The 25,217-nt window shown below is 62.9% G+C and carries 25 protein-coding genes; 17 read left to right on the forward strand and 8 right to left on the reverse strand.

All coding sequences use genetic code 11. The features are described from left to right. Positions 1 to 35 precede the first annotated feature (35 nt). The gene (locus tag LB572_RS06875) at positions 36 to 479 is read right to left on the reverse strand and encodes a PPC domain-containing DNA-binding protein (protein ID WP_224667194.1); all 444 of its coding nucleotides are present in this window, start codon (positions 477 to 479) and stop codon (positions 36 to 38) included. 247 nt (positions 480 to 726) lie between these two features. Here LB572_RS06875 and LB572_RS06880 point away from each other — a divergent pair, with 247 nt between their 5' ends. The 3 genes from LB572_RS06880 to LB572_RS06890 are packed head-to-tail and all read left to right on the forward strand — an operon-like array spanning position 727 to position 4,602. Beyond that, the gene (locus LB572_RS06880; protein ID WP_224667195.1) at positions 727 to 1,296 is read left to right on the forward strand and encodes a (2Fe-2S)-binding protein; all 570 of its coding nucleotides are present in this window, start codon (positions 727 to 729) and stop codon (positions 1,294 to 1,296) included. A 1-nt stretch (position 1,297) separates the two neighbouring features. Continuing rightward, positions 1,298 to 2,320 carry an FAD binding domain-containing protein gene (locus tag LB572_RS06885; RefSeq protein ID WP_224667196.1) on the forward strand — a complete coding sequence of 341 codons (1,023 nt, stop codon included), beginning with the start codon at positions 1,298 to 1,300 and terminating at the stop codon, positions 2,318 to 2,320. Between the two features lie 2 nt (positions 2,321 to 2,322). Next, positions 2,323 to 4,602 carry a xanthine dehydrogenase family protein molybdopterin-binding subunit gene (locus LB572_RS06890; protein WP_224667197.1) on the forward strand — a complete coding sequence of 760 codons (2,280 nt, stop codon included), beginning with the start codon at positions 2,323 to 2,325 and terminating at the stop codon, positions 4,600 to 4,602. A 24-nt stretch (positions 4,603 to 4,626) separates the two neighbouring features. Here the strand turns inward: LB572_RS06890 and LB572_RS06895 are convergent, their stop codons facing one another. Beyond that, positions 4,627 to 6,339, reverse strand: a complete 1,713-nt coding sequence (locus tag LB572_RS06895) for an HAD family hydrolase (RefSeq protein ID WP_224667338.1) — start codon at positions 6,337 to 6,339, stop codon at positions 4,627 to 4,629. Positions 6,340 to 6,828: 489 nt separating this feature from the next. Next, a complete protein-coding gene (locus LB572_RS06900) occupies positions 6,829 to 9,285 on the reverse strand; it encodes a membrane-bound PQQ-dependent dehydrogenase, glucose/quinate/shikimate family (RefSeq protein WP_224667198.1) in 2,457 nt (818 codons plus the stop codon). A 196-nt stretch (positions 9,286 to 9,481) separates the two neighbouring features. Between LB572_RS06900 and LB572_RS06905 the strand changes: the two genes are divergently transcribed. The 12 genes from LB572_RS06905 to LB572_RS06960 are packed head-to-tail and all read left to right on the forward strand — an operon-like array spanning position 9,482 to position 21,275. Continuing rightward, the gene (locus tag LB572_RS06905) at positions 9,482 to 10,138 is read left to right on the forward strand and encodes a cytochrome c3 family protein (RefSeq protein WP_224667199.1); all 657 of its coding nucleotides are present in this window, start codon (positions 9,482 to 9,484) and stop codon (positions 10,136 to 10,138) included. Next, positions 10,122 to 13,097 (forward strand): TAT-variant-translocated molybdopterin oxidoreductase, encoded by a 2,976-nt coding sequence (locus LB572_RS06910; protein WP_224667200.1) that lies wholly within the window; start codon positions 10,122 to 10,124, stop codon positions 13,095 to 13,097. Before LB572_RS06905 ends, LB572_RS06910 begins: the two co-directional genes overlap by 17 nt. Then, positions 13,090 to 14,448 (forward strand): NrfD/PsrC family molybdoenzyme membrane anchor subunit, encoded by a 1,359-nt coding sequence (gene nrfD, locus LB572_RS06915; protein ID WP_140802844.1) that lies wholly within the window; start codon positions 13,090 to 13,092, stop codon positions 14,446 to 14,448. Before LB572_RS06910 ends, nrfD begins: the two co-directional genes overlap by 8 nt. Beyond that, positions 14,445 to 14,972: a DUF3341 domain-containing protein gene (locus tag LB572_RS06920; protein WP_224667201.1), complete on the forward strand. Its 528-nt coding sequence runs from the start codon at positions 14,445 to 14,447 to the stop codon at positions 14,970 to 14,972. The genes nrfD and LB572_RS06920 overlap by 4 nt, the downstream gene beginning before the upstream one ends. Continuing rightward, positions 14,969 to 15,511 carry a c-type cytochrome gene (locus LB572_RS06925; protein ID WP_224667202.1) on the forward strand — a complete coding sequence of 181 codons (543 nt, stop codon included), beginning with the start codon at positions 14,969 to 14,971 and terminating at the stop codon, positions 15,509 to 15,511. The genes LB572_RS06920 and LB572_RS06925 overlap by 4 nt, the downstream gene beginning before the upstream one ends. After that, positions 15,508 to 16,620, forward strand: coding sequence for a hypothetical protein (locus tag LB572_RS06930; protein WP_224667203.1), 1,113 nt, complete (start codon positions 15,508 to 15,510; stop codon positions 16,618 to 16,620). The genes LB572_RS06925 and LB572_RS06930 overlap by 4 nt, the downstream gene beginning before the upstream one ends. Continuing rightward, positions 16,613 to 17,059, forward strand: coding sequence for a hypothetical protein (locus tag LB572_RS06935; protein ID WP_224667204.1), 447 nt, complete (start codon positions 16,613 to 16,615; stop codon positions 17,057 to 17,059). The genes LB572_RS06930 and LB572_RS06935 overlap by 8 nt, the downstream gene beginning before the upstream one ends. Then, the gene (locus tag LB572_RS06940) at positions 17,056 to 17,808 is read left to right on the forward strand and encodes an SCO family protein (protein WP_224667205.1); all 753 of its coding nucleotides are present in this window, start codon (positions 17,056 to 17,058) and stop codon (positions 17,806 to 17,808) included. The genes LB572_RS06935 and LB572_RS06940 overlap by 4 nt, the downstream gene beginning before the upstream one ends. Then, positions 17,805 to 18,758: a cytochrome c oxidase subunit II gene (gene coxB, locus LB572_RS06945; RefSeq protein ID WP_140802838.1), complete on the forward strand. Its 954-nt coding sequence runs from the start codon at positions 17,805 to 17,807 to the stop codon at positions 18,756 to 18,758. The genes LB572_RS06940 and coxB overlap by 4 nt, the downstream gene beginning before the upstream one ends. After that, on the forward strand, positions 18,755 to 20,398 hold the full coding sequence (gene ctaD, locus LB572_RS06950; RefSeq protein ID WP_224667206.1) for a cytochrome c oxidase subunit I: 1,644 nt from the start codon (positions 18,755 to 18,757) through the stop codon (positions 20,396 to 20,398). Before coxB ends, ctaD begins: the two co-directional genes overlap by 4 nt. Further along, positions 20,395 to 21,030, forward strand: coding sequence for a cytochrome c oxidase subunit 3 (locus LB572_RS06955; RefSeq protein WP_224667207.1), 636 nt, complete (start codon positions 20,395 to 20,397; stop codon positions 21,028 to 21,030). Before ctaD ends, LB572_RS06955 begins: the two co-directional genes overlap by 4 nt. Further along, positions 21,027 to 21,275, forward strand: coding sequence for a cytochrome C oxidase subunit IV family protein (locus tag LB572_RS06960; protein WP_140802835.1), 249 nt, complete (start codon positions 21,027 to 21,029; stop codon positions 21,273 to 21,275). Before LB572_RS06955 ends, LB572_RS06960 begins: the two co-directional genes overlap by 4 nt. A gap of 10 nt (positions 21,276 to 21,285) precedes the next feature. Here LB572_RS06960 and LB572_RS06965 read toward each other — a convergent pair whose 3' ends face one another. From LB572_RS06965 to LB572_RS06985, 5 genes are all read right to left on the reverse strand, one after another. Beyond that, positions 21,286 to 21,909, reverse strand: coding sequence for a flavodoxin family protein (locus tag LB572_RS06965; RefSeq protein ID WP_140802834.1), 624 nt, complete (start codon positions 21,907 to 21,909; stop codon positions 21,286 to 21,288). A 91-nt stretch (positions 21,910 to 22,000) separates the two neighbouring features. After that, positions 22,001 to 22,351 carry a low affinity iron permease family protein gene (locus LB572_RS06970; protein ID WP_224667208.1) on the reverse strand — a complete coding sequence of 117 codons (351 nt, stop codon included), beginning with the start codon at positions 22,349 to 22,351 and terminating at the stop codon, positions 22,001 to 22,003. Between the two features lie 40 nt (positions 22,352 to 22,391). Then, positions 22,392 to 22,694, reverse strand: coding sequence for a helix-turn-helix domain-containing protein (locus tag LB572_RS06975; protein WP_140802832.1), 303 nt, complete (start codon positions 22,692 to 22,694; stop codon positions 22,392 to 22,394). A gap of 9 nt (positions 22,695 to 22,703) precedes the next feature. Beyond that, positions 22,704 to 23,237, reverse strand: a complete 534-nt coding sequence (locus tag LB572_RS06980; RefSeq protein WP_224667209.1) for a DUF4142 domain-containing protein — start codon at positions 23,235 to 23,237, stop codon at positions 22,704 to 22,706. Positions 23,238 to 23,528: 291 nt separating this feature from the next. Continuing rightward, the gene (locus tag LB572_RS06985) at positions 23,529 to 23,846 is read right to left on the reverse strand and encodes a hypothetical protein (protein WP_140802830.1); all 318 of its coding nucleotides are present in this window, start codon (positions 23,844 to 23,846) and stop codon (positions 23,529 to 23,531) included. A 193-nt stretch (positions 23,847 to 24,039) separates the two neighbouring features. Here LB572_RS06985 and LB572_RS06990 point away from each other — a divergent pair, with 193 nt between their 5' ends. Together LB572_RS06990 and LB572_RS06995 are read left to right on the forward strand one after the other, a co-directional pair. Beyond that, positions 24,040 to 24,534, forward strand: coding sequence for a DUF6894 family protein (locus tag LB572_RS06990; RefSeq protein WP_224667210.1), 495 nt, complete (start codon positions 24,040 to 24,042; stop codon positions 24,532 to 24,534). 297 nt (positions 24,535 to 24,831) lie between these two features. After that, a complete protein-coding gene (locus LB572_RS06995; RefSeq protein WP_224667211.1) occupies positions 24,832 to 25,194 on the forward strand; it encodes a response regulator in 363 nt (120 codons plus the stop codon). The last annotated feature ends 23 nt before the right edge of the window (positions 25,195 to 25,217 follow it).

Here is a 25,217-nt window from a genome sequence, read left to right on the forward strand (position 1 = left end):
CCTTATCGAAGCTGCGGTTTCGGTAAAACAGGATGTCAGGCGTCAAGCTCGATCAACGCGATGCCGAGGGCTCGTCGTTTCGTGCGCCGCAAATGCACAGGCGATTCCGTCACGGTGACTTCGAGTGTCGGCTTCACTATGCCTTCGAGCAGATGCCCGCCTCGGGTCGATCCGTCGCTTAGGCCTAGCACCGCGTGCAAATGCAGGCTTGGCTTGCCGCTGTCGTCGATGGCAATGTCGCCGATCGCGCTCAGCACTTCGCATTGTTCGTCGACCGGGATATTGCGGTAGGATTTCGAGCTGAAATCGAACCAGCCGACCTTAGCCTTCTCGAAAGCGCCGATCGCTGTCAACGAGGCGCCGGTAATCCCCTTTTGCCCGGCGAAGCCGGTAAGCGACGCAAAGGCTTCCTCGCCCGGATCGAGCACGACCACGAATATTCTTTGCCCGGAGGTTTCAGCAACCAGCTTCGATTTCATGACACCCTGCCGACGGAGGTTGATTATATCAGAACTCGTGGCTGCGCCGCATGTTCCAGCCGGTTGCCGGAAGCTTCGTGAGGTTGCAGCTCACAGCACTGCCGCTCACGCTTTGGTGAAGCTTCCCGGTCGTGGGCTGGGAACAATGCAAAGGCTGAAAGGTTAGCGCCCGGACGAGCCCAGCCAGGAGCGAGCCATGTCCCAACCCACAGTCCTCCCCAGCAACGGTATCAGCCGAAGAAACTTCATGGCAGCCACGGTCTCGGCGGCTGCAGTCGCGCCGGTGCTTGCTCCGCCCGCGCAGGCTGAGGCGCGGGAAACGGTCCAGCCGAAACTGAGGCAGCCGGTTGTGACCTCGCTGCGCATAAACAAGCAGGCCCATCAGCTTTCGTTCGATACCAGAACCAGCCTGCTCGATGCGCTTCGCGATCACGTCGGGCTCACCGGCACCAAGAAGGGCTGCGACCACGGCCAATGCGGCGCCTGCACGGTGCTTGTCGACGGCAAGCGTGTGCTGTCTTGCCTGAGCTTCGCCGTGATGAACGAAGGCAAGGACATCACAACAGTCGAAGGGCTCGCTTCCAGCGATGGCAAGCTGCATCCGATGCAGCAGGCTTTCATCGACCATGATGCGTTCCAGTGCGGCTACTGCACCCCGGGCCAAATCCTATCGGCGATCGGCTGCGTCAATGAGGGCCACGCGGGATCCGAAGCTGACATCCGCGAATATATGAGTGGCAACATCTGCCGCTGCGCCGCCTATCCCAACATCGTCGCCGCTGTCCTGCAGGCACGCGACGAGACGAAGGGAGCCTGACATGCGACCCTTCATCTACGAACAGCCGACCGACATTTCCGCTGCGGTCGCGATCGCCTCACGCTTCACCACCAAGGACGACCAACCGACACGCGCAAATGCGCAGTTCATCGGCGGCGGCACCAATCTTGCCGACTATATGAAGCTCGGCGTTGCCGAGCCAAGCCGGCTGCTCGATCTCAACCGGCTCGAGGACCCTGGTCTCAGGCAAATCCGGGTCACCGATGACGGTATCCGCTTCGGCGCCCTGGTGCGGATGGGGGAAGCCTCCGACCACGCGGAGGTCAAGCGCCGCTATCCGGTCATTGCCGACAGCCTGCGGCTTGCCGCCAGCGGCCAGATCCGCAACATGGCGAGTCTCGCCGGCAATATCCTACAGCGCACGCGCTGCGAATATTTTCGCGAGACGTCCTGGCACTGTAACAAGCGCATGCCCGGTTCGGGTTGCGCGGCAATGGAAGGGTTCAATCGGCAGCACGCGGTGCTGGGGGGCAGTGATGCCTGCATCGCCACCTATCACGGCGATTTCGCCCAGGCGCTGATCGCGCTCGATGCCGTCCTTCATGCCGAAGGCTCGCGCGGCGCACGAAAGATACCATTCGCGAAGTTGCATCGGCAGCCTGGCGACACGCCTCATATCGAGACCGACCTCGCCGCCGACGAGATCGTCAGCGCCATCGAAGTGCCTGCGATAGAGTGGGCGCGACGCTCGCTCTATCTGAAGATCCGCGACCGTGAATCCTATGCCTTTGCGCTGGCTTCAGCCGCCGTTGCGCTCGACCTCGACGGCGACAATGTTCGTGAAGCGCGCATCGCGTTGGGCGGCGTGGCGACGGTACCTTGGCGCGCCCGGGCGGCCGAAGAAGCCCTGCAAGGCAAGAAGCTGGACGAGACATCGGCAGGAGTTGCGGCGGATGCGGCCTTCGCCGAAGCACAACCGCGCCAGCACAACGCATTCAAGATCGAACTCGGCAAGCGAACGCTGGTGCGCGCGCTGCTCGAAGCCCGCGACATCGAGGTGTGACCATGGACACAGCTGCTCCAAGACCCAAAGAGAACCAGGGCGCACCGCTGCCGCGCATCGATGCGCGCCTGAAAGTCACTGGACAGGCGCATTACCCCGCCGACTTGCCCACCGCCAACATCGCCTATGGCGCGCTGGCGACCAGCAGCATCGCCAGAGGCAAGGTGACGAAGCTTCATCTCGACGATGCCCGCGCGGTGCCCGGCCTGCTCGACATCGTCACCTATGGCGATATGGACAAGGTCGACAAACCGAAATTCGGCAATTCCGGCGCCACCTCGATCGGCCCATTGCATGACCGGACGATCTTCCATGACGGGCAGATCATCGCGCTCGCCGTCGCCGAGACTTTCGAAGCGGCTGAAGAGGCGGCGCAGCTGATCCGCGCCGAATATGAGGACGACAAGCCAACCGCCAGCTTCGACAGCCCCGGCACGAAAACCGTCCCGGCGGCTGGCAAGAGCCCATTGTTCAAGGAAGACGTCAAGGCAGGCGATTTCGACGCGGCTTACGCTGCCGCAGCGGTCAAGATCGACCAGCGTTACTCGACGCCTACCCAGCACCACAATCCGATCGAGTTGTTTTCAACGACCGCGTTCTGGGAGGGCGACCAGCTTGTCGTGCACGAGGCCTCGCAGAACGTCACCGGCTGGAAAGTCGAGCTCGCCAGGCAATTGGAGATCGATCCCGGCAAGGTACGCATCGTCAGTCCTTTCATAGGCGGCGCCTTCGGCTCGAAAGGACCGATGACGCCTCGCACCGCGATCGTGGCCGTTGCCGCCAAGCGGCTCGGACGTCCGGTGCGTTGCGTGACCAGCCGCATGCAGGCGTTCGGCATCCAGACCTATCGGGCCGAAACGCGGCACCGCATCCGCATCGGCGCCGGCAAGGACGGCCGTATCACCGCTTTCGCGCATGAGGGCTGGGAGGTTACGTCGCGGCCCGACCTTTATGTCGTCGGTGGCACCTCGGCGACTGGCCGGATGTATGACTACGGTTCGGTGCTGACGCATGTCTCGCTGGTGCAGGCCGACCGCAATACGCCTGGCTATATGCGCTCGCCGCCCGAAACCCCTTACGTCTACGCGCTGGAGAACGCCATGGACGAAATGGCGGTGGCGCTCGGCATGGATCCGGTCGAGTTCCGTCGCATCAATGAGCCGAAGACTGAGCCGATCGGCAAGAAACCGTTCTCCAGCCGCTCGCTGATACAGTGCTACGATCAGGCGGCGGAGGCGTTTGGATGGGCCAAGCGAGATTCCAAGGTCGGCGCGATGCACGACGGCGACTGGCTGATCGGCATGGGCTGCGCCACGGCCATCTATCCGACAGCGGTAGCCCCATGCGCGGCACGCGTGCGGCTCACAGCTGACGGCGAAGTTCGGGTGCAATGCGGTTCACATGAGATCGGTACCGGCGTGCGCACCGTGGCCGCTCAGATGGCGTCGGAGCGGCTCGGCGTCGGCATCGATAAGATCAGCGTCGAAATGGGCGACAGCAGCCTGCCTCCGGCTCCGGTCTCCGGTGGGTCGATCTCCACGGCCAGTGTCTGCTCGGCGGTGCTCAAGGCATGCGACGCGATCCGCACCAAGCTCTATGCCGCCGCGACCGCCGAGGGTGGTCCGCTGGCCGGTTCCCATAACGAGGAATTCGACCTCGCCGACGGAAAGATCGTGGCAAAGGGCGGTGCGTCTGCCAAGGTCGAGGACGTCCTGAAGACCATGCAGGTCGGCGCCATCGAGGAGTATGTGGAGTTTGCGCCGAAGGGCGCGACGCCCGAGGCGCTGAACAAACTCTATGCCGGCACGCCGGAATTCCACGGCGGGGAACAGGACGAGGACTCAGTCAAGTATGCCTTCGGCGCCGAGTTCGTCGAAGTCCGCATCAACAGGTACACGAGGGAAATCCGCGTGCCGCGCATCGTCGGCGCCTTTGCCGCCGGCCGCATCATGAACACCCGCACCGCGCGCAGCCAGCTTATGGGCGGCATGATCTGGGGCATCGGCCAGGCGCTGCACGAGGCGACCGAGATCGACAGCCGCTATGCGCGCTATGTGAACCGCGACCTTCAGGACTATCTCGTGCCGGTCAATGCCGACATCAAGGACCTGCAAGTGATCCTGGTGCCGGAGGTCGATCACGCGGTCAATCCGGCCGGGGTGAAAGGCCTCGGCGAGCTCGGCAATGTCGGCACGGCCGCGGCCGTCGCGAGCGCGGTCTATCACGCGACCGGCAAGCGCATCCGCGACCTGCCGATAAGGATCGAGCACTTGCTCTCATAGGCGCCGCGTCTGCCGAACTAGATGCTATCTTTCAGGAGCGGTTGCGGGCGCTGTATAGCGCCTCCGCACGGCGTCGATCACGAGCTTGCGGCTTTCGTCTGCCGACAATGTCTTGTTCTTCTCGGCCTCCGCCGTCTCGCGGGCGAGGTCCTTGTCCCTGATCTGCTGGCGGAACCATTTGGAATAGTCGCCGGCACGCAGGTGGTAGTCCCAGGTCTTGTCGTCGATGCCTTCCGCCATCTGCGCGAAGATGATGAGATTGTGGGCTCTAAGGTTCATCGCCTTCTTCGGCCCGGTGAAATAGAAGCTCCCAGCTTCGTCGAGTTCGCCTTCGGCGTATTTTCGGCTATGGCGCTTGAGCGACTGACTGGGCTCGATCGCCTTGACCGTGAACGGCTTCTTGTCGTCATGCGGCCGCCAGAACAGCACCCGGTCACCCTTGGGCAGCGGAATGTTCTTCGGTGCCTTGAGCCCTGTTTCCTTGCAGAAGGTCTTGATCACGCCCTTGGCCTTGGGTCCGAGCGCGATCACCGCCGTCACCAGCCGCAACGCATCGGTGGAAATCGCTTCGGGATGGACGGTGATCAGCACCGTGCCGGGCAGCTCGATCGAAAGCACGGATCGCGTGTCTCCGCGCCGCTTGGGCATCAAATGATGCGCCTCGTCGATGATCAGCCAGTGCGGCCTTGCGGTCCGGTAGCGGACATTGCCGAGGCCGGGCAGCAATTCGGCGAAGAAATCGGGCCGCTCATCTACCTTCAGCGCCAGGCCGTTGACCACGACATTGGTCTGCGGCTTCTCGATCAGTTCCAGCAATTGCTCCTTGTTCGGAGCGGTCGAGCCGTTGCCGAGCGGCACCGCGCCCTTCAAGCCGTCATAGTCGCCTTCGGGATCGAAAATGCAGAACTGCAGGCCTTTCTCGACCAGCCGCTCGGTGAGCGCCGTGGCCAAGGTCGATTTGCCGATGCCCGAGCTTCCGGCGATCAGCACCGTCTCGGTCGGCGACAGGTAAATCTCGTTGCCACGCGAAGTCCCGAACAGCACGCCGCGCGAGCGTTTCTTGGACAGCAGGTGATCGCGCTTGATCAGCTTGCGGATCAGCTCCTCGACGCCTTTGCCGCGCTGTTCCTTGGTGATCAGGTCCGCGGTTTCCTTGACGGCGGGCAAGGCATTGGCGACTGCGACGCTGCAGCCGGAGGCCCTGAGGAAGGCGTGGTCGTTCTCGGCATCGCCGACGGCGACGACATTGTGCGGCGACAGCTTCAAATCTTCGAGCGTAGCCGCCAGGCCGGTGGCCTTGTTGATGCCGGAGGGCAGGATCATCACCGCGCCCTTGTTGAAGATGATCTCCAGATCCAGCCCGAGCTTCTTGATGACATCGAGCACGCTGGCCTGATGCGGCTCCCAGGTGGCGACGATCGAGCGGCCGACCGACAGCGGTTTCACGCCGCGTCTTTTCAGCCTCTCGACGAGATCGGCGGAAGGCGAGGGCGAGATCGTGCGCTCTTCCTCGCTGGCCGGCGTGTAGACCAGCGCGCCGTTTTCGGCGACCACCTTGTCGAAGAGCGAAAGCTCGGGAAAGACTTCCTTGAGGTCGGGCAGCTCGCGGCCGGTGACTAGGATGAGCTTGCGGCCGGATTTCTTCAACTTTTCCAGCGCCGCGACCGTGCTTGCGTTGACCAGCCCGTCATGCGCCAGCGTGCCGTCATAGTCGGTGGCCAATGCCATGAAATACATCGGTGTAGCTTTCGTTGTCATTGCGTCGATGCGTGAGGCGCAAAGTCCCGGAATGCCGAAGAACGCGTCGAAGGCTTAAAGGCTCCGCTTCATGGACGGAACTCACCCATCGGCTTCGACGGGGACACAACACAAGCGATGAAATCGTTGCCAATGCTGCGCGCCATGGCAATCGCCCGGAAGGATAACTGAGGCAATGGCCCGCTTCAGCGGAACTCTGTCCGTTTGTAGCCGTTTTTCCGCACTACTTTGGCTGGCGGTGCAGGTTTCACACCTGGCCCGTGAGCTGCGTTCCAGGATAGAGAGACCTTGATGTTTCACATCGGCATATGGATGCTGGTCATTGCCGGCGTTCCCGTGATCCTGATCTTGATCTGGATGTTCTCCATAGCCAGACGCCGAAGCGCACGAGCGCGCAACGCGAATCGTTCAGAGACCGGAGCGGATGGCGGCCATACCAACGTTTCATAGCTTGCCAGGTCGGGAGACTCAGCCCGCAGGCAGGGCATAGGCTATAACCTCGTCGCCGACCTTGGTTTCCATGAAATGATGGCCGCCAGGTGCGATGACAATATATTGCCTGCCATCGACCTCGTAAGTCATCGGCGTCGTCTGGCCACCGGCGGGTAGATCGGCCTGCCACACCTGCTTACCGGTCTTGATGTCGATCGCGCGCAGCTTGTTGTCGGTGGTCGCGGCGATGAAGATCAGGCCGCCGGCGGTCACCAGTGGACCGCCATTGTTCGGCGTTCCGATGGTGAGCGGCAGCATGGACGGAAGGCCGAATGGTCCGTTGTTGTCGGCGCTGCCGAGAGGCTCGTCCCACAAGGTCTTGCCGGTCTTGAGGTCGATGGCGCGGATGTGGCCATAGGGCGGCTTCGAGCAGAGCAGGCCGGTGGACAGGCGCCAGCCCGCATTGACGGCAATGGCGTATGGCGATCCAGACTGCGGGTCGCCGATGTCCTTGGCTTTCTTCGAACTGCCACCTTTGTCGATCGGCTTGAAGCCCATCTGATCCGCTTTCTCGCGCGGGATGAGCTGGTTGTAGTTGGGCATGTCGTTGTAGTTGGCGATAAGTACGCCGCTGTCTGTGTCGACGGCGACGCTGCCCCAGTCCGAGCCGCCGTTATAGCCGGGGTATTCGATGAACGGCTGGTTCACCGTAGGTGGCGTATACTCGCCTTGATAATACGCTCGATGGAATTGAATGCGGCAATAGAGCTGATCCAGGGGGCTCATGCCCCACATGTCCTTTTCGGTCAGCGCCGGCTGGTCGAGATGCGCATAGCCGGAATAGGGCTGGGTCTTCGAGAGCTCGTTCGGCTCGACACCGCCCGAAGGAACCTTGCGTTCCTCGACCGGGAAGAGCGGTCTGCCTGTCTTACGGTCGAGCACGTAGATCTGGCCCTGCTTGCTCGGCACGATGATGGCCGGGATCTTGCCGGTCGCGGTCGGGAAATCGACCAGCGTCGGTTGCGAGCCGAGGTCATAATCCCAAAGGTCGTGATGCACCGTCTGGAAATGCCACACCGGCTTGCCCGTCGTGACGTCGATGGCGACGATCGACGAGTTGTATTGGTTCTCGAAATCCTTGCGGTCGACACCGTAATAGTCGACCGCGGCATTGCCGAGGGGCACATAAACATAGCCGAGCTGCGGATCGGCGGCAGCAACGGTCCACATGTTCGGCGTGCCGCGTGAGTAGGTGTCCCCGGCGGGCGGCGCACCGGTTCGATCGGGATGCCCCATATCCCAGGCCCAGGCCAGCTTGCCGGTTGTGGCGTCGTAGCCTCGGATGACCCCGGACGGCGCGTCCTCGGCCTGTCCGTCCTTGACCTGAGCGCCCACCACGGCGATGCCGCGCACGATCGTTGGCGGCGCGGTGACCGAGTACCAGCCCGGGACCGTTTCACCGATGCCCTCCGTAAGGTCTACACCGCCTTGCTGGCCGAAATCGGCGCAGGGCTTGCCTGTCTTGGCGTCCACCGCGATCAGTCGAGCATCGAGGGTCCCTACGATGATCCTGGTGGCGCAGGCTTGATCGGCGCCGGCACCCGGCACCGCGAAATAGGCAACGCCGCGGCAGCTTGCTCCGTACGGGATAGCCTTGTCGGAAACCTTCGGATCGTAACGCCACTCTTCCTTGCCGGTCTTGGCATCGGCCGAGATCAGGATGTTCTTGGCCGAGCACGCATATAGATGGCCGCCGATCTCGAGCGGCGTGTTCTCGGGCGAATACATATCCTTGGCTGCCTTGCTCGGCATGTCGCCGGTATGGAAAGACCAGACGCGCGTCAGCTTCGAAACGTTGGACGCTGTGACTTGGTTGAGCGGTGAATAGCGCGTTGCAAGTTCCGAACCCCCATAGACCGGCCAGTCGTTGCCGACCTGATGGATCGCGGCGTCCTGCGACGCCGCCACGCCGTTCGGCGCGGACTGCGCGGCGGGCGCCGGCGGTTGCGCCGGTTGTGACTGCGCCAAGGCATTCATGTGCAAGAAGCCGAACGCGCCCAGTGCAATGACCGGCAGCAGCAGGCTTGTCACATAGGCGGCGTTCCTGCTGCCTCGGCTGCCGATGTCGCGGAAGGCCGGAACGGCAAGCAGGACGAAGATGAGGATAATCGTGGGAGCCAAGACGCGCGGCATCAGCGCCCAGCCGTCGAGACCGACCTCCCAATAGGCCCAGGCAACCGTTGCGAGCCATGTCAGGATGTAAAGCCAGACACCGGCCATGTTTCCTGCCAGCAGCAGAATGCCCGCGAGCAGCAATGCGATGCCGGCGGGCAGGTAATACCAGGAACCGCCGAGCGCGATGAGCCAAGCGCCGCCGCCGCCGATCAGCAGGCCGAGAATGACCAATAGGATGCCGACCAGCGCTCTCCACCAGTAGGCGACGCCGCGATGGCGCACAGGGCGATGAGAGTTGTTTGCAGCAGCGTCGGTCATGGCATTTTCCAGCGTGAAACAGATCGTGATGTCTGGCGAACGCATGCAGCGAGCAGTGGTTGCGGATTAAATTCGAGCCCCGGCGTCGCTGCCGGTCACCATTCTGTGATCCTTTCGCGACTTCGGAACCTTCGTGGCGAAAGCACCGTTAGGTGTCGTCAACTCTGAGTTTGCCTTCAACAGAATCGGCGAGGGGATGCCGCAGATCTTCTCGAAAAACGCCAATGGCGTTGCGCGCTTTGTCATCTGGGGAAGTTGTGCCGCTCTGCTGATCGCCGCCGCGATCGGGACAATCCTGCCCCGTTCGGACCTGGTAACGGGAGTAGGTGAGCCATTGGCGCAGCCGGTGCCGTTCAGCCACAAGCACCATGCCGGCCAGCTCGGCATCGACTGCCGCTATTGCCACAGCGGCGTCGAAACCTCGCCTTCGGCAGGTCTGCCGGCCACCGAAGTCTGCATGACCTGCCATTCGCAGCTTTTCACCAATGCCAATATGCTGGCGCCGGTGCGTGCGAGTCTTGCCAGCGGCAAGCCGATCGAATGGCAGCGCGTCAACAGCGTGCCCGATTTCGTTTTCTTCAACCACGCGATCCATATCAACAAAGGTGTCGCCTGCGAGACCTGCCATGGCGAGATCGACCAGATGCCGCTGACCAGGCGAGCGCATACGCTGAGCATGGAATGGTGCCTCGGCTGTCATCGCAATCCCGGGCCTAATCTGCGTCCGCCGCGGGACGTGTTCCTGATGCATTGGCAACCGCCTGAGGACATCGCCGAGATCAGGCGACAGCTGATCGGCATGCTCGACATCCATCCCGAGACGATGACGGATTGCTATGTCTGTCATCGCTGAAGCAAAGGCCCCGCCCGCCATCGACATCGCTACGTTGCGCCGACGGCTGACAAGCGACGGCGACCTGTGGCGCAGCCTTGACGAGATCGCCGGCACGGCGGAATTCCGGCGCTTCGTCGAAGCCGAATTTCCGGCAATCGCGGAGCGCCTCCCGGCAAGGCCGAACCGACGGACGCTGCTGAAGCTGATGGGTGCCTCGCTTTCGCTTGCCGGGCTGGCCGGCTGCAGCAGGGCGGAGAGCATCGTGCCCTATGTGCGCCAGCCGGAAATGCTGATCCCCGGCAAACCAGCCTACTACGCGACCACACTGTCGAGCGACGGCTTCGGTATCGGCGCCATAATCGAGAGCCATGAAGGACGACCGACAAAGGTCGAGGGCAATCCGGATCATCCGGCATCGCGCGGCGCCACCGACGCGGTGATGCAGGCAGCGGTACTGACACTGTTCGATCCCGATCGCTCGCGCATGCCACTCAAGGATGGCGAGCCGGCATCTTATGGCGATTTCCTGAAGGCAATGGCGGGGCTCGTTTCGCGATGGACGGCATCGCAAGGGCGGGGCGGAGCGCTGCTGGTTGAAGCGACGACCTCGCCGACTCTTGCTGCGCAGTTGGATGCGCTGCGAGCACGCTATCCGGAATTGAAAATCTATCGCCATGATCCGTTGGCGACGCCGGCTGCGGGGGAGGCGTCACATGCGCTATTCGGCTCTGGGCTGACGCCGCTCTACCACTTCGACCGTGCCGAGACGATCTTAAGTCTTGACGCCGATTTCCTCGGCGAGGGACCCGGGCGGCTGGCCTATGCGCGCGACTTCGCTGCGCGGCGACGTGTGCGCAGCCCGAACGACCGGATGAGCCGGCTCTATGCGGTGGAATCGACGCCGACGATCACCGGCGCGGCGGCCGACCACCGCTTTGCGGCCAGGCCGAGCGAGATCGAAGCTTTGGCTGCCGGGCTTCATGCCACGCTGGAAGGCCAGGCCGTTGCTTCCGTGCCGCCCGTCTACACGGCATGGATGGCTGCGCTGGTCGATGATCTGAAGGCAGCCGGCCGCAGCGCGCTGGTCGTGCCGGGTGCGCATCAGAGCGTGTTCGTTCACGCTGCAGTGTTTGCCGTCAATGCGAGGCTTGGCGCGCTCGGCAATACGGTGGAGTTTATCGAGGCGCCGGATGCGCCGCAGGTCGATGGCGATCTGGAGGCGATGTGCGAAGCGATTGCGCACGGGGCGATCGACACGGTCGTCGTGCTCGGCGCAAATCCGCTGCACACCGCGCCGGCAGGCCTCGATGCGCGCAAGGCTTTCTCCGGCCTGGAACTGCTTGTCCATCATGGGCTCTACCGCGACGAGACGGCATTCCCGGCGCATTGGCATGCACCGGCAGCGCATGCGCTCGAGAGCTGGAGCGACATCCGTGCCTATGACGGCACGGCCTCGCTGGTGCAGCCGCTCATCGCGCCGCTTTATGACGGCAAGACCGGGCATGAGCTGCTCGCCGTGCTTGGCGGGCAGTTCCAGACCGATGCGCTTCCGCTTGTCCGGCAGCATTGGGCAGGGCTCGATGATGACGCGTGGAAAAAGGCTCTGCGCGACGGCGTCATAGTGAACAGTGCCGCCAGGCCGGTATCCGTCACAGTGCCGCCGGACTTGGCGGGACTGAAGCCGGCGGCAAACGCAGGCAATGGCATCGATATCCGCTTCGTCGCTGATCCCTGGTTGCGTGACGGGCGTTACGCCAACGCCTCGTGGCTGCAGGAGCTGCCGCGACCGCTGACCAAGATAGTGTGGGGTAATGCCGCGCTTGTATCGCCCGCCACCGCCGAGCGACTGAAAATCGGAAACGGCGATGTCATCAATGTCGCCTCAAATGGCGCGGACGTCGATGCGCCGGCCTGGATCGCGCCCGGCCATCCGGACGAAACGATAACGCTCTCCTTCGGCTTCGGGCGAAAAGTCGGTTCCGTTGCCGCGCTGTCGGAAGGCTACGACGCCTTCCATCTGCGCCGTGCTTCGGAGTGGTTCGCGACCGGCGCGACCATCGCGCCCCGCAAGAACAGCATGCGTGTCATCACCACGCAACAGCACCAGGCGATGGAAGGTCGCGCCATCGTTCGCCACGCGTCGCTCGATGCATTCCGGCAGACCCCGGATTTCGTGCGCAAGGATGCGCCGCCAAGCCCGACGGAATCGCTCTACCCCGAATGGCACTACGACCAGGAAGCCTGGGCAATGGCGATCGATCTGTCGGCCTGCATCGGCTGCATGGCCTGCGTTTCGGCCTGCCAGGCCGAAAACAATATCGCGCCGGTCGGGCCGGACGAATGCGAGCGCGGGCACGAGATGCATTGGTTGCGTATCGATCGCTACTACGACGGACCGGTCGATGCCCCCGATACGTTCTTCCAGCCGGTGCCGTGCATGCATTGCGAGAAGGCGCCGTGCGAGGTGGTCTGCCCGGTCAACGCCACCGTGCACACGCATGATGGTCTGAATGCGCAGGTCTACAACCGCTGCATCGGCACGCGCTATTGCTCGCAGAACTGCCCCTACAAGGTGCGTCGCTTCAACTTCCTCGATCACCAGTCTTTCGACAAGGACGAGGCCGGGCCGGAGCAGGGCGTGCACAATCCCAATGTCAGCGTGCGCTCGCGCGGCGTCATGGAAAAATGCACCTATTGCGTCCAACGCATCAGCGCCAAGCGCATCCAGGCGCAGATCGAGAACCGCGATATCGCCGACGGCGAAGTGGTCACCGCCTGCCAGCAGGCCTGCCCGACCCAGGCCATCACCTTCGGCGATCGCAACAGGAAGGATGCAAGGGTCGTCCGCGAGAAAGCCGCGCCGCAGAACTACGCATTGCTGGAGGAACTGAACACGCGGCCGCGCACCACTTATCTCGGCAAGATATCCAATCCGAACAGCAGGCTTGCCAAGCTGGATGAGGCGACCGATGGCTGACACCAGCGCAAACAGTCCGGTAGTTTTGCGCGGTCGCCACGATTTTCCCGAGATCAGCGGGCGCATCGGCTCGATCGTGCTCAACGGTCGCCTGCCGCGGCATTTCTGGACCGCGTTCTTCCTTTGCTTCCTGCTGGTTTTGCTGCTGCTCTATTCGATCACCTACCTTATCGCCGTCGGCGTGGGCGCATATGGCATCAACATGCCGGTGGTCTGGGGCACGATGATCTCCAATTTCGTCTGGTGGATCGGTATCGGCCACGCCGGCACTCTCATCTCGGCGGTGCTATTGCTGCTGCGCCAGCCATGGCGCGCCTCGATCAACCGTTTCGCCGAGGCGATGACGCTGTTTGCGGTCGCCATGGCCGGGCTGTTCCCGATCCTGCATCTCGGCCGGCCATGGTTCTTCTACTGGCTGCTGCCGCTGCCCAACGTGCATATGCACTGGCCGCAATGGCGCAGCCCGCTGGTTTGGGATTTCGCGGCGATCGCGACTTATGCGACCGTATCGCTGCTGTTCTGGTACATGGGGCTTCTGCCCGACCTCGCGGTGCTGCGCGACCGCGCCAGATCACGGCCGGCGCAGCTCTTTTACGGCATATTGGCGCTTGGCTGGCGCGGCTCGGCCCACCATTGGGCGCGCTACCAGGTCGTCTATTTCCTGCTCGCGGCGCTTGCGACGCCGCTGGTCGTCTCGGTGCATTCGATCGTCTCGCTCGACTTCACCTTCGCCATCACGCCCGGCTACCACTCGACGATCTTCCCGCCCTATTTTGTCGCCGGCGCGCTGCTCTCGGGCTTCGCCATGGTGCTCACCATCGCCATCCCGCTGCGCTGGGCTTTTTCCGTCGAAGACCTGATCACGCTCAGGCACATGGACAACGCCGCCAAGCTTATGATCGCCGCCGGTATGGTCGTTGCCTATGGCTATGTCTCGGAGGCGTTCTTCGCCTGGTATTCCGGTGAGCCTTACGAACGCGCCATGATGGTGCAACGCGCCATCGGCCCGTACGCGCCGATGTTCTGGACGATGCTCAGTCTCAACTGCGGCGTCCTGCAGCTTCTGTGGTTCACGCGCGTCCGGCGCAACATGCCGCTTTTGTTCGCGATCGCCATTGCCATCAACGTCGGCATGTGGATCGAGCGCTACATTATCGTCGTGACCGGGCCGAGCCGCGATTACCTGCCGTCGGCCTGGGGCCAGCAGTCGCTGACCTGGCTCGATTTCGGCATCCTGTTCGGCTCGGTCGGCACTTTCTTCGCGCTGGTATTCCTGTTCATCCGCATCCTGCCGGCGATCACCATCTTCGAGGTCGAGGAACTGGCCGAGGAAGAGGGCAAGCTCAAATGAGTCTCTACGGTCTCATGGCTGTGTTTGCCGATCCCGAAGCGCTCGTTGAGGCGGCGCGTGGCATGCGCCAGCGCGGCTATCGTCGCATAGATGCGTTCTCGCCGTTTCCGATGAAGGAACTGGACGGGATACTGGAGATCCCGAAGACACGCCTGCCTTGGGTCGTGCTCGCCGGCGGTATTGCCGGCGCGGCTCTCGTTTATGCTCTGATTTGGTATTCCGTCGAAGTCGATTATCCCATCAATGTCGGCGGGCGACCGCTGCATTCCTGGCCGCCTTTCGTCGTCATCGCCTTCGAAGCCGGCATCCTCGGCGCCGCCTTCGCCGGCTTTCTGGGCGTGCTGGCGGCCAACGGGCTGCCCCGCTACCATCATCCGGTCTTCAACGCCGAGAGCTTCAGCTACGCGCGCGGCGGCAAGTTCTATCTGCTGATAGAGGCGGCCGACCCGCGATACCGCAAGGGCGTGACCCGGGGCCAGCTGACGCGGCTGGGTGCCGAAACGGTCGAGGAGATCAAAGCATGAGCGGCCTGCGCCTCACGCTCATGCTCGGCGCGCTGGCCATCGCCGGCTGCCGGCAGGACATGGAGGACCAGCCGCGCTACGATCCGCTGGACGCGAGCAACCAGTTCGCCGACGGCATGTCGGCACGCACGCCGGTGACGGGCACCGTCACGCGCGACGCCGATCTTTCGCCTGTCCCGGACAAGATCCCCTATCCGATCACGATCGAGCTGCTGCAGCGCGGCCAGCAGCGTTTCGATATCTTCTGCTCGCCCTGTCACGGCCGCACCGGCGACGGCCACGGCATGATTGTCCAGCGCGGCTTCCCGGCCCCGCCGAGCTACCATCAGGATGCGCTGCGTAGAGCCTCGGACCGGCACTTCTACGACGTCATCACCAACGGCTATGGCGCCATGTACTCCTATGCCGCACGCGTGCCGCCAAAGGACCGCTGGGCGATCGTGGCTTATATCCGCGCGCTGCAATATTCGCGCGACGCTCCAGTCGGTGAGCTATCGGAAACGCTGCGCACGCGGCTCGAAGCTGAGGCATCGCCATGAGCCGCCTCGAGCAGGGTTTTGTGGCTGTCGGCATCGCGGGTCTCGTCCTCTGCGCTCTTGGCGCATCGCTCGATGCCAGAGCGATGCTGGGCGCTTGGCTCCCCGCAGCTCTCTTCGCGCTCAGCCTGCCGCTCGGCGCACTGACCATATTGATGGTGCATGGGCTGACCGGCGGGCGCTGGGGCGAGGCGGTCCGCCAGCCGTTGCGGATCATGACCGCGCTGCTGCCGTTTGCGCTCATCTTGCTGCTACCGGTGCTGATGGGACTCGACTTGATCTTCCCATGGGCCGGCGCCGATCCCGCGACGCTGTCCGAGAAGGTTCGAGAGAAGCTTGCCTATCTCAACGTGCCGTTCTTCCTGCTGCGCTTCGCTGTCTGCGCGGCGATCTGGCTCGTTCTCACTTGGGTGGTGCTCGGCTCGACTTCAGAGGGTTCCGGGAAGGCTGGCAACGGGAGGAAATATGCTCTTGGCCTAATCCTCCACGCGCTTGCCGTCAGCGTCTTCGCCATCGACTGGATGCTTTCGATCCAGCCGGAATTCACCTCGACCATCTACGCGCTTTGTGAGGCATCCGCCGAAGTCGTCGGAGCTTTCGGCCTGGCGATCCTCGTGCTGGCGGCGAGGCGGGCCGTGGAGGTCATGCCCGGCGGCGAGGAAGATGCCGCGCTTAGCGAAGACCTTGCCAACATGCAGCTCGGATTCCTGCTGACCTGGATCTACCTCATATTCATGCAGTGGATCGTTGTCTGGGGCGGCGACCTGCCCGACGAGATCGGGTGGTACATCATTCGCGCGACGGGAGGCTGGCAGTATCTGCTATGGCTGCTGATTGCCTTGCAGGTGGCCGCGATTGCAGGCTCGCTCAGCCGACCGCTCAAGCGCAGCCATGACGGCCTGATCTGGCTGACGGGTTTGGTCCTGGCAAGCCATTTCGTCGATGTGTTCTGGCGCATCCGCCCGCCACTCCTTTCCGGCGGTCTGCTGGCACTGTGGCATGATGCTGTCGCCTGGATTGGATTGGGTGGGCTGTGGCTCGCCCTGTTCCTTTTCCTGCTCCGCCGGCCGGACAGGCTCGTCTGGTGGAAGCGGGAGGTCGCCCATGGCTAAGGCGCATCGCCATCCCGAGACGCGCGATGTCCAGCCGCGGATGCTGCTTGCTTTCGGTGGCGGGCTGTTGGTGTTTCTCGTCTTGGCCGCGATTGGCATGAAGCTCGCCTTCAACACCACACCGAGGTGGCTGCCGCAGCCCGCGAACGTCAGCCCGGAAGCTCCAGACTTGCAGACCGCGCCAAGGCAGGATCTTGTCAATTTCCGCGCCGAGGAGGACCGACAGCTGAAAATACTCGGCTGGGTCGACCGCAATGCCGGGATTGCTCGCATTCCGATCGACGACGCCATGCGGGCAATAGTCAGCAACGGGCTGCCGGATTGGTCGCAGCAGCGATCCGCAACGGCTGGTGCCGATGGCTGCGCCCTGGTCGCAGCGGCCGTTCCCCGCGCTCCGCAGGCCCAGACTCGCCGACAGCAAAGCGGGACAGAGCGATGAGAAGCTTATTAGCCGCTCTTTGTCTGTTCGTCGCCGGCGCGGCCCCTGCCGCCGAGCGACCGACATTCGATCCGAAGCTCGGCGCGCAATTAAGGCTGGACCGCGAACTGGTCGACGCCAGCGGCCAGAAGCGGCCGCTTGGCGAAACGCTGGACGGCCATCCGGCGCTGGTGGTCTTCGGTTACGACAAATGCCCGAACCTATGCGGCGTCACCCAGCAGGCCGTTGCCTCCGACCTGAAGAAAACATCGCTTCGCCCGGCAGATTACCGCGCGCTGTTCATCTCGATCGATCCCGAGGAGACACCGGCCGACGCAGCCGCGGCGCAAGCCGAAATCGCTTCCGCAGCCGGTCCGGCAGGCCAGTCCGCCTGGCGGTTCCTGACGAGCAGCGATGGCGCCGGTGCGGCGCTCGCCAATGAAGCCGGCATCACGTTCGACCGGCGCAAAGGCATCGATCAGTTCGTCCATCCGATCGCCGTCATTGCGCTCACACCGTCGGGCCGAATTTCACAGATACTGCCGGCGCTGACCTTCACGCCGCGCGATCTCGAGCTTGCGCTGGTCGAGGCGTCGGAGAACAGGCTCGGATCGATTGCCGATCACGTCTTCCTGCTCTGTGCTGGCTTCGACAATTCGAAAGGCCAATACACCCCAGCGATCTGGGCGGCACTGAAAGTGGCGAGTCTGGCAACGCTGTTCGGTCTCGGCGCGACGGTGCTCTGGCAAAGCTGGGGGAGGGCCAGGTGAGCTTCGGCATCCCCTTCTTCCCCCAGGAGGCTTCCTCCGAAGCCGGCCAGGTCGACGCGCTGTTCTACACGCTGCTCGCTTTCTCAGTCGTTCTCGGGCTGGCGCTCACCGGTCTCGTCGTCGGCTACGCTGTGAAATATAGGGTCGGCTCCAAAGCGGATCGAACAGGCAAGCGTTCCCGAAGTCTGCCGCTTGAGATGAGCTGGACGATCGCCAGCCTGGTCATTGCCTTCATCTTCTTCGGCTGGGGCGCGACCCTTTTCGTTCGCCGCGACCATCCACCGGCCGACGCGCTCGAGATCAGCGGCCTTGGCAAGCAGTGGATGTGGGAGTTCAGGCAGCCGGGCGGCCAGCGTGAGATCAACGAATTGCATGTCCCCGTCGGCAAGGCGGTCGTGGTGTCGCTTGCCGCGCAGGACGTCATCCACTCCTTCTACGTGCCGGCGTTCCGCATCAAGCAGGACGCGGTACCGGGCCGCACCACGCATATCTGGTTCATCGCCACCGAGCCCGGCCGCTATCACCTGTTCTGCGCCCAGTATTGCGGCACGCAGCACTCCGAAATGGGCGGCTGGGTGACCGCAATGGCGCCCGAGCAGTATGCCGCTTGGCTGAACAGTCAGGGCGAAGGCGAGACGCTTGCCGCAAGCGGCGAGAAATTGTTTCGCGCGCTCGGCTGCTCCGGGTGCCATGGTGCCAGCAGCAAGGTCAGGGCGCCGTCGCTTGACGGCATCTTCGGTCGACCGGTGGCGCTCGACAATCAACAGACGGTCATCGCCGACGAGCGTTACCTGCGCGACTCCATCCTCAACCCGAAGAAGGAAATCGCCGCCGGCTACGAACCGATCATGCCGAGCTTCGACGGCCTCATCGACGAAGGCGAACTGCAGATGCTGCTTGCCTATCTGAAGTCGCTTTCGCCGCAACCAACGGCTGGAGCCAGGTCATGACCAACGCGGCGATGCAGGGCACCTATCTGGGGGAAGGCAGCGGGCCTCGCGCGTGGCTTCTCACAACCGACCACAAGCGCGTGGCGTGGCTTTACCTAGTCTCGCTGACTGCCTTCTTCTTCCTTGGCGGCGCCATGGCGGTACTGATGCGGATCGAGCTGGCGACACCGGCCGGCGACCTCGTCTCCGACGATGTCTACAACCGGCTGTTCTCACTGCACGGCATCATCATGGTCTGGTTCTTCCTGGTGCCGTCGATTCCCGCGACGTTGGGCAATTTCCTTTTGCCGCTGATGATCGGCGCGCGCGATCTCGCTTTCCCGCGGCTGAACCTCGCCAGCTGGTATGTCTTCATCTTCGGCAGCCTGTTCGCTCTGTTCTCGGTGGTGGCTGGCGGCGTCGACACCGGCTGGACCTTCTACACGCCGCTGTCGACACTCTATGCCAATGGCTGGGTCTCGACGGCGGCGTTCGGCGTCTTCATCGTCGGCTTCTCGACGATCATGACCGGCATCAACTTCATCGTCACCGTGCACACGCTGCGTGCACCCGGGCTCACCTGGTTCCGCCTGCCGATCTTCGTCTGGACGCTCTACGCCACCAGCCTCGTGATGGTGCTGGCGACCCCGGTGCTCGCCGCCTCGCTGATCCTGATCGTGCTGGAGCGCGTCTTCGGCATCGGCATCTTCAATCCGGATCTCGGCGGCGATCCGCTGCTCTTCCAGCACCTCTTCTGGTTCTACTCGCACCCCGCCGTCTACATCATGATCCTGCCCGGCATGGGCGTGGTGTCGGAGGTGCTGCCCTGTTTCAGTCGCCGACCGCTGTTCGGCTACAAGGCGGTGGCGATGTCGTCGATGGCGATTGCCGTCTTCGGCTTCCTGGTCTGGGGCCACCACATGTTCGTCAGCGGGCAGTCGGCCTATGCCGGCGTCGTCTTCTCCTTTCTATCTTTCTGTGTTGCAATTCCTTCGGCGATCAAGGTCTTCAACTGGAGCCTGACGCTGCGCAAGGGCGAGATCAGCTTCGAGACGCCGATGCTCTATGCGCTGTTCTTCCTTGCGCTGTTCACTTTCGGCGGGCTGGCGGGGCTGTTCCTTGCGTCGCTCGCGGTCGACGTGCATGTCCACGATACCTATTTCGTCATCGCGCATTTCCACTACATCATGGTTGGCGGCATGGTGACCGCTTATATGGCCGGCCTGCATTTCTGGTGGCCGAAGATGACCGGCCGGATGTATTCGGAAACGGCGGGGCGCATCGCGGCAACGGCCACGTTCGTCGGCTTCAACCTGACCTTCTTCCCACAATTTGTGCTTGGCTTCGACGGCATGCCCCGGCGCTATCATACCTATCCGCCGGAGTTCCAGTTCTGGAACGTGTTGTCCTCGGCCGGCGCGGTGGTGCTGGCGATCGGCTACCTGATGCCGTTGTTTTATCTGGGCTGGTCGCTGTTTCGCGGCGCTCGCGCAACCGACAATCCGTGGGACGCCACCGGGCTCGAATGGCAGACGAGCTCGCCGCCGCCACCGCATAATTTCAAGACGATGCCTGTCGTGACACGCCCGGCCTATGCCTACGACATGAAAGGGCTGGAGCACGAACGCTTCAGCCCGCACCGGGAGGAGGCGGCTCGATGAGCGGCACAGAAAGCATCGCTTTCGACACACCCCGGCGCGAACGGAGCGCTGACAATTTTGCCATGTGGGTGTTCATCGGTTCCGAGGCGATGCTGTTCGGCGCCATCTTCCTGGTTTTCCTGATCGCACATATCGATTTCGGCCCAGCTTTCGCTGCGGCCTCGAAACACCTTTCGTTGCCGCTGGGCACCTTCAACACGGCTGTGCTGATCACCAGCAGCTTCACCATGGCACTGGCGCATCTGCTTGCGCTTCAGAGGCGCTGGCGCGCGACGGTCTGGGCGCTGGCCGCGACCTCGGCGCTAGGTATCTGCTTCCTGGTCGTGAAGGGGATCGAATACGGCAAGGAGATCGACGAAGGACTTGCGCCACTGCTTGGCCTGCCGTTCCGCTATGCCGGGCCCGATCCGACCCATGCCGAATTCTTCTTCGGCCTCTATTTCACGATGACCTCGCTGCATGCTCTGCATCTGATCGGCGGCATCGTCGTGATCGCCGGCATGGTCGCACTCTGGCGGTCAGCCAACCCGGCCAACCGGCTGCGCCGGGTCGTGGCCGTCGGCCTCTACTGGCACTTCGTCGACATCATCTGGGTATTCATGTTCCCCGTGCTTTATCTGATCAACCGATGAGCGAATTGCGAAAACTCACCTTCGGCTATCTCGGGCTGCTCGCGCTGTTGGCGCTGACGGTCGGCTCGTCGCTTTTCGACCTCGGCGGCTTCAATGTCGCCCTCAACCTGGCGATCGCCGCCGCGAAGGCGGTCCTGATCGCCATGCTGTTCATGCATCTGACAGGCATGTTGCCGCGGCTCGCCGTTGCGGCCGCCGGGCTTTGGCTCATCATCCTCTTCGGGCTGACGCTGATCGGACGATAAGAGAGCGATATCAATCGCCCTTTGGCACGCCGACATAGTTTTTCGTCTTGAAGAGCCCGGCCAGATGGGCGGCATTCGACGCCGCCATCTTGATCATGCCGGCGACTTTTTCTGGGGTCTCGGGAAGATCGACGAAGTTGACGTCGCCCATCGCTTCTCCGACCCAGTACACGCCGCCATTGGCGGGAACGGTGAAGCCGACGTCGTTGAGCGCCTGATAGCACTCGGCATGGCAATGATGCGCGCCATCCTCATTGCCGACGATCGCCACCAGCGCGACCTTGCCGGCGGCTGGCATGCGTCCGCTGTCGTCGGTCTCGGACAGGAAAGCGTCCATCCTCTCCATCACGCGCTTGGCCACGCTCGACGGCTGCCCCATCCAGATCGGCAGGCCAAGGATGAAGATGTCGGCTTCGAGTATCTTTTTCCGCAGTTTCGGCCAGTCGTCGCCTTCGCCCATATCCGAAAGCACGCCGGGCTTAATGTCATGAACGAGGGCGCGAGCGGTTTCGCATCCGACGTCATGACTGGCCAGCGCCTTAGTCAACTCGGCGAGCATTCTGTCGGTGGAGGATTCCTCCCCGTCAGTCGGCATCTTGAGCGTGCAATTGAGCGCGAATGCGGTGAGAGACATCATATCTTCCTGTTGGTTTGAAGCGACTGTGCCTTGCCGATCCGAGCATCTGACGGCGAGTGCCTGAGCACAGCAATTGCGGCCGGCGCCGCTAGGTGTCCAACCGCGAGCGCTCCGATATGTTCCTCCGGTTGTCGCGCAGCTTTTCGATCTCTTCCGGTTCCTTATCGTCGATTTCCGCCACGGCGTCGCTTGCCGTCCGGCTCGATTTGATCAGTTCGTCCAGTTTGGCTTGTAGGGCCTGCGTGTCGCGATGCTCAGCGCGCTGTATCAAGAGCGTCATCGCCCAGGTCGCAAGCGTGGCGATGCCATGCCAGTCGAGCGTCTCGCGCTCGAAAACGAGCCACGCCGCGGTGAAGCCAGCCAGGACTAGAAATGCCGACGGTCTAGCGGTCAGCGTTCCGATATTGGTGAGCGTCTCTCGAATTTCGAATTTTGCCATTCCTTCGAAGGGCGGGTGGTAGCCTTGGTTCCAGCTTGCCCTACATCTCGCTGTTGCCGATAATACCGGCTTCACCCTCGCTTAGATCGGTGAAGCGCACAGGTGCACCGCTGCCAACCATCTCCTCCGCCGGACGCATTTCCTCTTGCGGAAGGAACACGGCTCCGCCGGCCTGGAGCGCCTGGCGGATCCTCAGAAGTTCGTCGGCCGTCGGAATTCGATCGCCATTCTCGAAGGTGCGGATTGAAGCCTCGCTGAGGTTGCACTTGGCGCCCAGACGGACCTGCGACCATTTCAACAGGGCACGCGCCGCACGCGATTGCCCGGGCGTCAAGCAGCCCATCGCAGCCTCCTATTTGTTCAGTCCGTTCGCCATGTCGAGGTGATGCTGAAGGTGCGGCAGCGTCGCCGCGGCCCATGATTTGAGATCCGGCTGGTCGCCGTTGTCTCCATATCGCTTGAACAGATCGACCGCGTCTTCGTGGCCGTCGACCTGAACCGAATGATACTGTTTGTTGAAATCGTCTCCCTGGCGTGCCTTCAGATCATTCAGTGTAGACTGCTGTTTGTCCGTCATGGCGGAGGGCAGATTTGCCTTGACCTTTCCGCTCGCAACAAGGCCCTTCAGATCGGCGGTCGTCTTCTCGTGATCCGTGATCATTTGTTGCGCAAAGGTCTTGGTGGCTGCGTCGGCGCGTTCCAGCGCAAGCTTGCTGGACTCGATCTCGAACATGTCGCTGGTGGCGGCTTCGGTCACGAAATCCTGGGTGGACGGCGCCATCCCAAGGACCGAGTTGACGCCGGTCTTTTCGGTGGTGGACGTCGATTGCGCCCAAGCCGTCGTGGAAAGGACCACCGCCGCGGCCACGATCATCAATTTGTTCATGTCTGTTCTCCTGCTTCGGCCCTAACAGCGCGTTATCGGCTTTGTTCCTTGCCGGTCCGCCCAAGTCGGGCCTCCCGCACTGTCGGCCTCAATCCTGATGCCTGGACCCACCAGCGCCGCTCTGCTTGTTTGCGTCCCGCAGCAGGCGGACAATGGCATCGACGGGGGATGGGTCGGTTGTGGGTTGGGTTTTCCAGCGCCACAGATGGCGAAACAAAATCTTCAAGCTTGGCATCGCAACAGCCTCCTGCGCTATCAAACCTGGAACCAGTTGCGATGTTCCTTTCTCCGCTAACGAACGGCCGCGGCGACAAGAAATGCGACGGCGGCTACGACCACCAGCGCCACGATGACCAGCACGGGGCCGTTCCTGCGCGGCTGCAGGTTGGGCGCGTTCTCCGGCGGTCGCATCGCGTCGGCGAAGCTCGCCTGGTTGGTGAAGTTGGGTTTTCGCGGCTTGGTCGGCTGAGCGGAAGTCGCGACATCACCGGCTTCAGCGTCCGCTTCCTGCGGTGCTGCCGCCGGGTCGAATCCCGGGGTCTTGTCCTGCGTCCTGCCGGCCTGGATTTCGCCGCGAGCCTCGGCGGGTGTGCGTTTGTCGAGTGACATTCGGCGCCTCCTTTGCTCCCAAACCCGCAGCCGGCCACGCTGTTCCAACCGGGCCGTCAAGGGAGGAGGCGAGCCAGACAGCTCCATTCGAGTACACGGGCGTTACGGCATCAGGCGTTCGCCGATTCTTGAACCCGGACGGAACTTTTGGGACCGGGCAGCTTTATTCTCGACACCAGGACAAGAGGCAGGAATGCAAGTTCTCGACACAGCGATACATGCCAGTCCCGGAATCGTGACGGTCGAATTTGTCGGCGACGGCGGGGAAAAGATCGCCGTCACCATGATTGTGTCCGACCCATTGCTCGGCGACGCCGCGCTCTTTGATCGCGCGCGAGAGATGATGGTTCAGTGCGCGGCGTTCGGCCTGCTTGCGCAAGGCAGCCAGGACGACAACCCGGATAGCATCCGGCCGGGCACCGAGAGGCCGAGCGATACCGGCCAGAATCTCTACACATTCGAATATCGCGAGGCTGGCAATTTGAGGCGGCTCGACGGCGTTGAACTGCCCAACCTCGAAGCAGTCCATGATGAAGCACTGCGGTCGGCGATCGATTTGCTCGACGATGCGGCTGCCGAACCCCGCCAGGACGGCTGGGCGGTTCGGGTGCGTGGCGGCGACGGTAAGGTCGTCCTGTCCATCGATTTCGATGAGGCGAGGCGGGAAAAGGCAGCCGCCGCAATGTGATGGAGCTTATGCCCGTGAACGATCGGACGATAATCCCCTTTATGTCGCTGCACGCGATTGCTGCCGCAAGGGGCGACGGGCTGAGGCCGGAGTTCCTTCGTCTGCTCGACGCCCGCGCGGCCTTGTCCCACCCCGATGTGATCGAACTTCACCAGCAGACGGGCCTGAACCAGGCTGGCCCAAACCCGGTCGGCAACCCCGAAACCGCTCCGAAGCAAAGTGTGGTGCGTTTCCCGGGCCGGCGGAGTACGATCAGCCGTGCGTCAGGAAGAGGTGAGCGCGTCAGAGGAGGTCGCCATGGCAGAGCCCCTGGCACTAATCATTGAAGACGAATACCTGATCGCTTCGGACGTGGCCAACGGCCTGAAGGAGCGTGGTTTCGAGGTGGCCTGCGTGGCGTCCGAGCGAGCAGCCGCGGCCTGGCTGGACGACAATAAGCCGGACCTGGCCATCATCGACATCCAACTGCTCGACGGCCAGCGAGGTGCCGCCGCTGCCCGCCTCAAGGAAGCGGGCGTGCCTTTCGTCGTCCATTCGGGCTATGATCCGGAGTTCCAGGCGCCGATCTTTCATGGCGCGCCCTATCTGCCGAAGCCGGCGCCGATCCGGCATCTGGTCGAACTGGCAGGCCAACTGATAGGGGATCGCGCCGAACTATAGACGAGCCCAACTCAACGAGCTCA

Source organism: Mesorhizobium sp. BH1-1-5 (assembly GCF_020165615.1).
Lineage (GTDB): Bacteria > Pseudomonadota > Alphaproteobacteria > Rhizobiales > Rhizobiaceae > Mesorhizobium.

Coding starts and splice junctions, on each gene's coding strand:
- LB572_RS06985 (WP_140802830.1), bottom strand. CDS start 23,846: ATGTCACTCGACAAACGCACACCCGCCGAGGCTCGCGGCGAAATCCAG.
- nrfD (WP_140802844.1), top strand. CDS start 13,090: ATGGCTGACACCAGCGCAAACAGTCCGGTAGTTTTGCGCGGTCGCCAC.
- LB572_RS06990 (WP_224667210.1), top strand. CDS start 24,040: ATGCAAGTTCTCGACACAGCGATACATGCCAGTCCCGGAATCGTGACG.
- LB572_RS06920 (WP_224667201.1), top strand. CDS start 14,445: ATGAGTCTCTACGGTCTCATGGCTGTGTTTGCCGATCCCGAAGCGCTC.
- LB572_RS06995 (WP_224667211.1), top strand. CDS start 24,832: ATGGCAGAGCCCCTGGCACTAATCATTGAAGACGAATACCTGATCGCT.
- LB572_RS06940 (WP_224667205.1), top strand. CDS start 17,056: ATGAGAAGCTTATTAGCCGCTCTTTGTCTGTTCGTCGCCGGCGCGGCC.
- LB572_RS06970 (WP_224667208.1), bottom strand. CDS start 22,351: ATGGCAAAATTCGAAATTCGAGAGACGCTCACCAATATCGGAACGCTG.
- LB572_RS06955 (WP_224667207.1), top strand. CDS start 20,395: ATGAGCGGCACAGAAAGCATCGCTTTCGACACACCCCGGCGCGAACGG.
- LB572_RS06890 (WP_224667197.1), top strand. CDS start 2,323: ATGGACACAGCTGCTCCAAGACCCAAAGAGAACCAGGGCGCACCGCTG.
- LB572_RS06965 (WP_140802834.1), bottom strand. CDS start 21,909: ATGTCTCTCACCGCATTCGCGCTCAATTGCACGCTCAAGATGCCGACT.
- ctaD (WP_224667206.1), top strand. CDS start 18,755: ATGACCAACGCGGCGATGCAGGGCACCTATCTGGGGGAAGGCAGCGGG.
- LB572_RS06905 (WP_224667199.1), top strand. CDS start 9,482: ATGCCGCAGATCTTCTCGAAAAACGCCAATGGCGTTGCGCGCTTTGTC.
- LB572_RS06900 (WP_224667198.1), bottom strand. CDS start 9,285: ATGACCGACGCTGCTGCAAACAACTCTCATCGCCCTGTGCGCCATCGC.
- LB572_RS06935 (WP_224667204.1), top strand. CDS start 16,613: ATGGCTAAGGCGCATCGCCATCCCGAGACGCGCGATGTCCAGCCGCGG.
- LB572_RS06930 (WP_224667203.1), top strand. CDS start 15,508: ATGAGCCGCCTCGAGCAGGGTTTTGTGGCTGTCGGCATCGCGGGTCTC.
- LB572_RS06875 (WP_224667194.1), bottom strand. CDS start 479: ATGAAATCGAAGCTGGTTGCTGAAACCTCCGGGCAAAGAATATTCGTG.
- LB572_RS06975 (WP_140802832.1), bottom strand. CDS start 22,694: ATGGGCTGCTTGACGCCCGGGCAATCGCGTGCGGCGCGTGCCCTGTTG.
- LB572_RS06895 (WP_224667338.1), bottom strand. CDS start 6,339: ATGTATTTCATGGCATTGGCCACCGACTATGACGGCACGCTGGCGCAT.
- LB572_RS06880 (WP_224667195.1), top strand. CDS start 727: ATGGCAGCCACGGTCTCGGCGGCTGCAGTCGCGCCGGTGCTTGCTCCG.
- LB572_RS06980 (WP_224667209.1), bottom strand. CDS start 23,237: ATGAACAAATTGATGATCGTGGCCGCGGCGGTGGTCCTTTCCACGACG.
- LB572_RS06910 (WP_224667200.1), top strand. CDS start 10,122: ATGTCTGTCATCGCTGAAGCAAAGGCCCCGCCCGCCATCGACATCGCT.
- LB572_RS06885 (WP_224667196.1), top strand. CDS start 1,298: ATGCGACCCTTCATCTACGAACAGCCGACCGACATTTCCGCTGCGGTC.
- LB572_RS06925 (WP_224667202.1), top strand. CDS start 14,969: ATGAGCGGCCTGCGCCTCACGCTCATGCTCGGCGCGCTGGCCATCGCC.
- LB572_RS06960 (WP_140802835.1), top strand. CDS start 21,027: ATGAGCGAATTGCGAAAACTCACCTTCGGCTATCTCGGGCTGCTCGCG.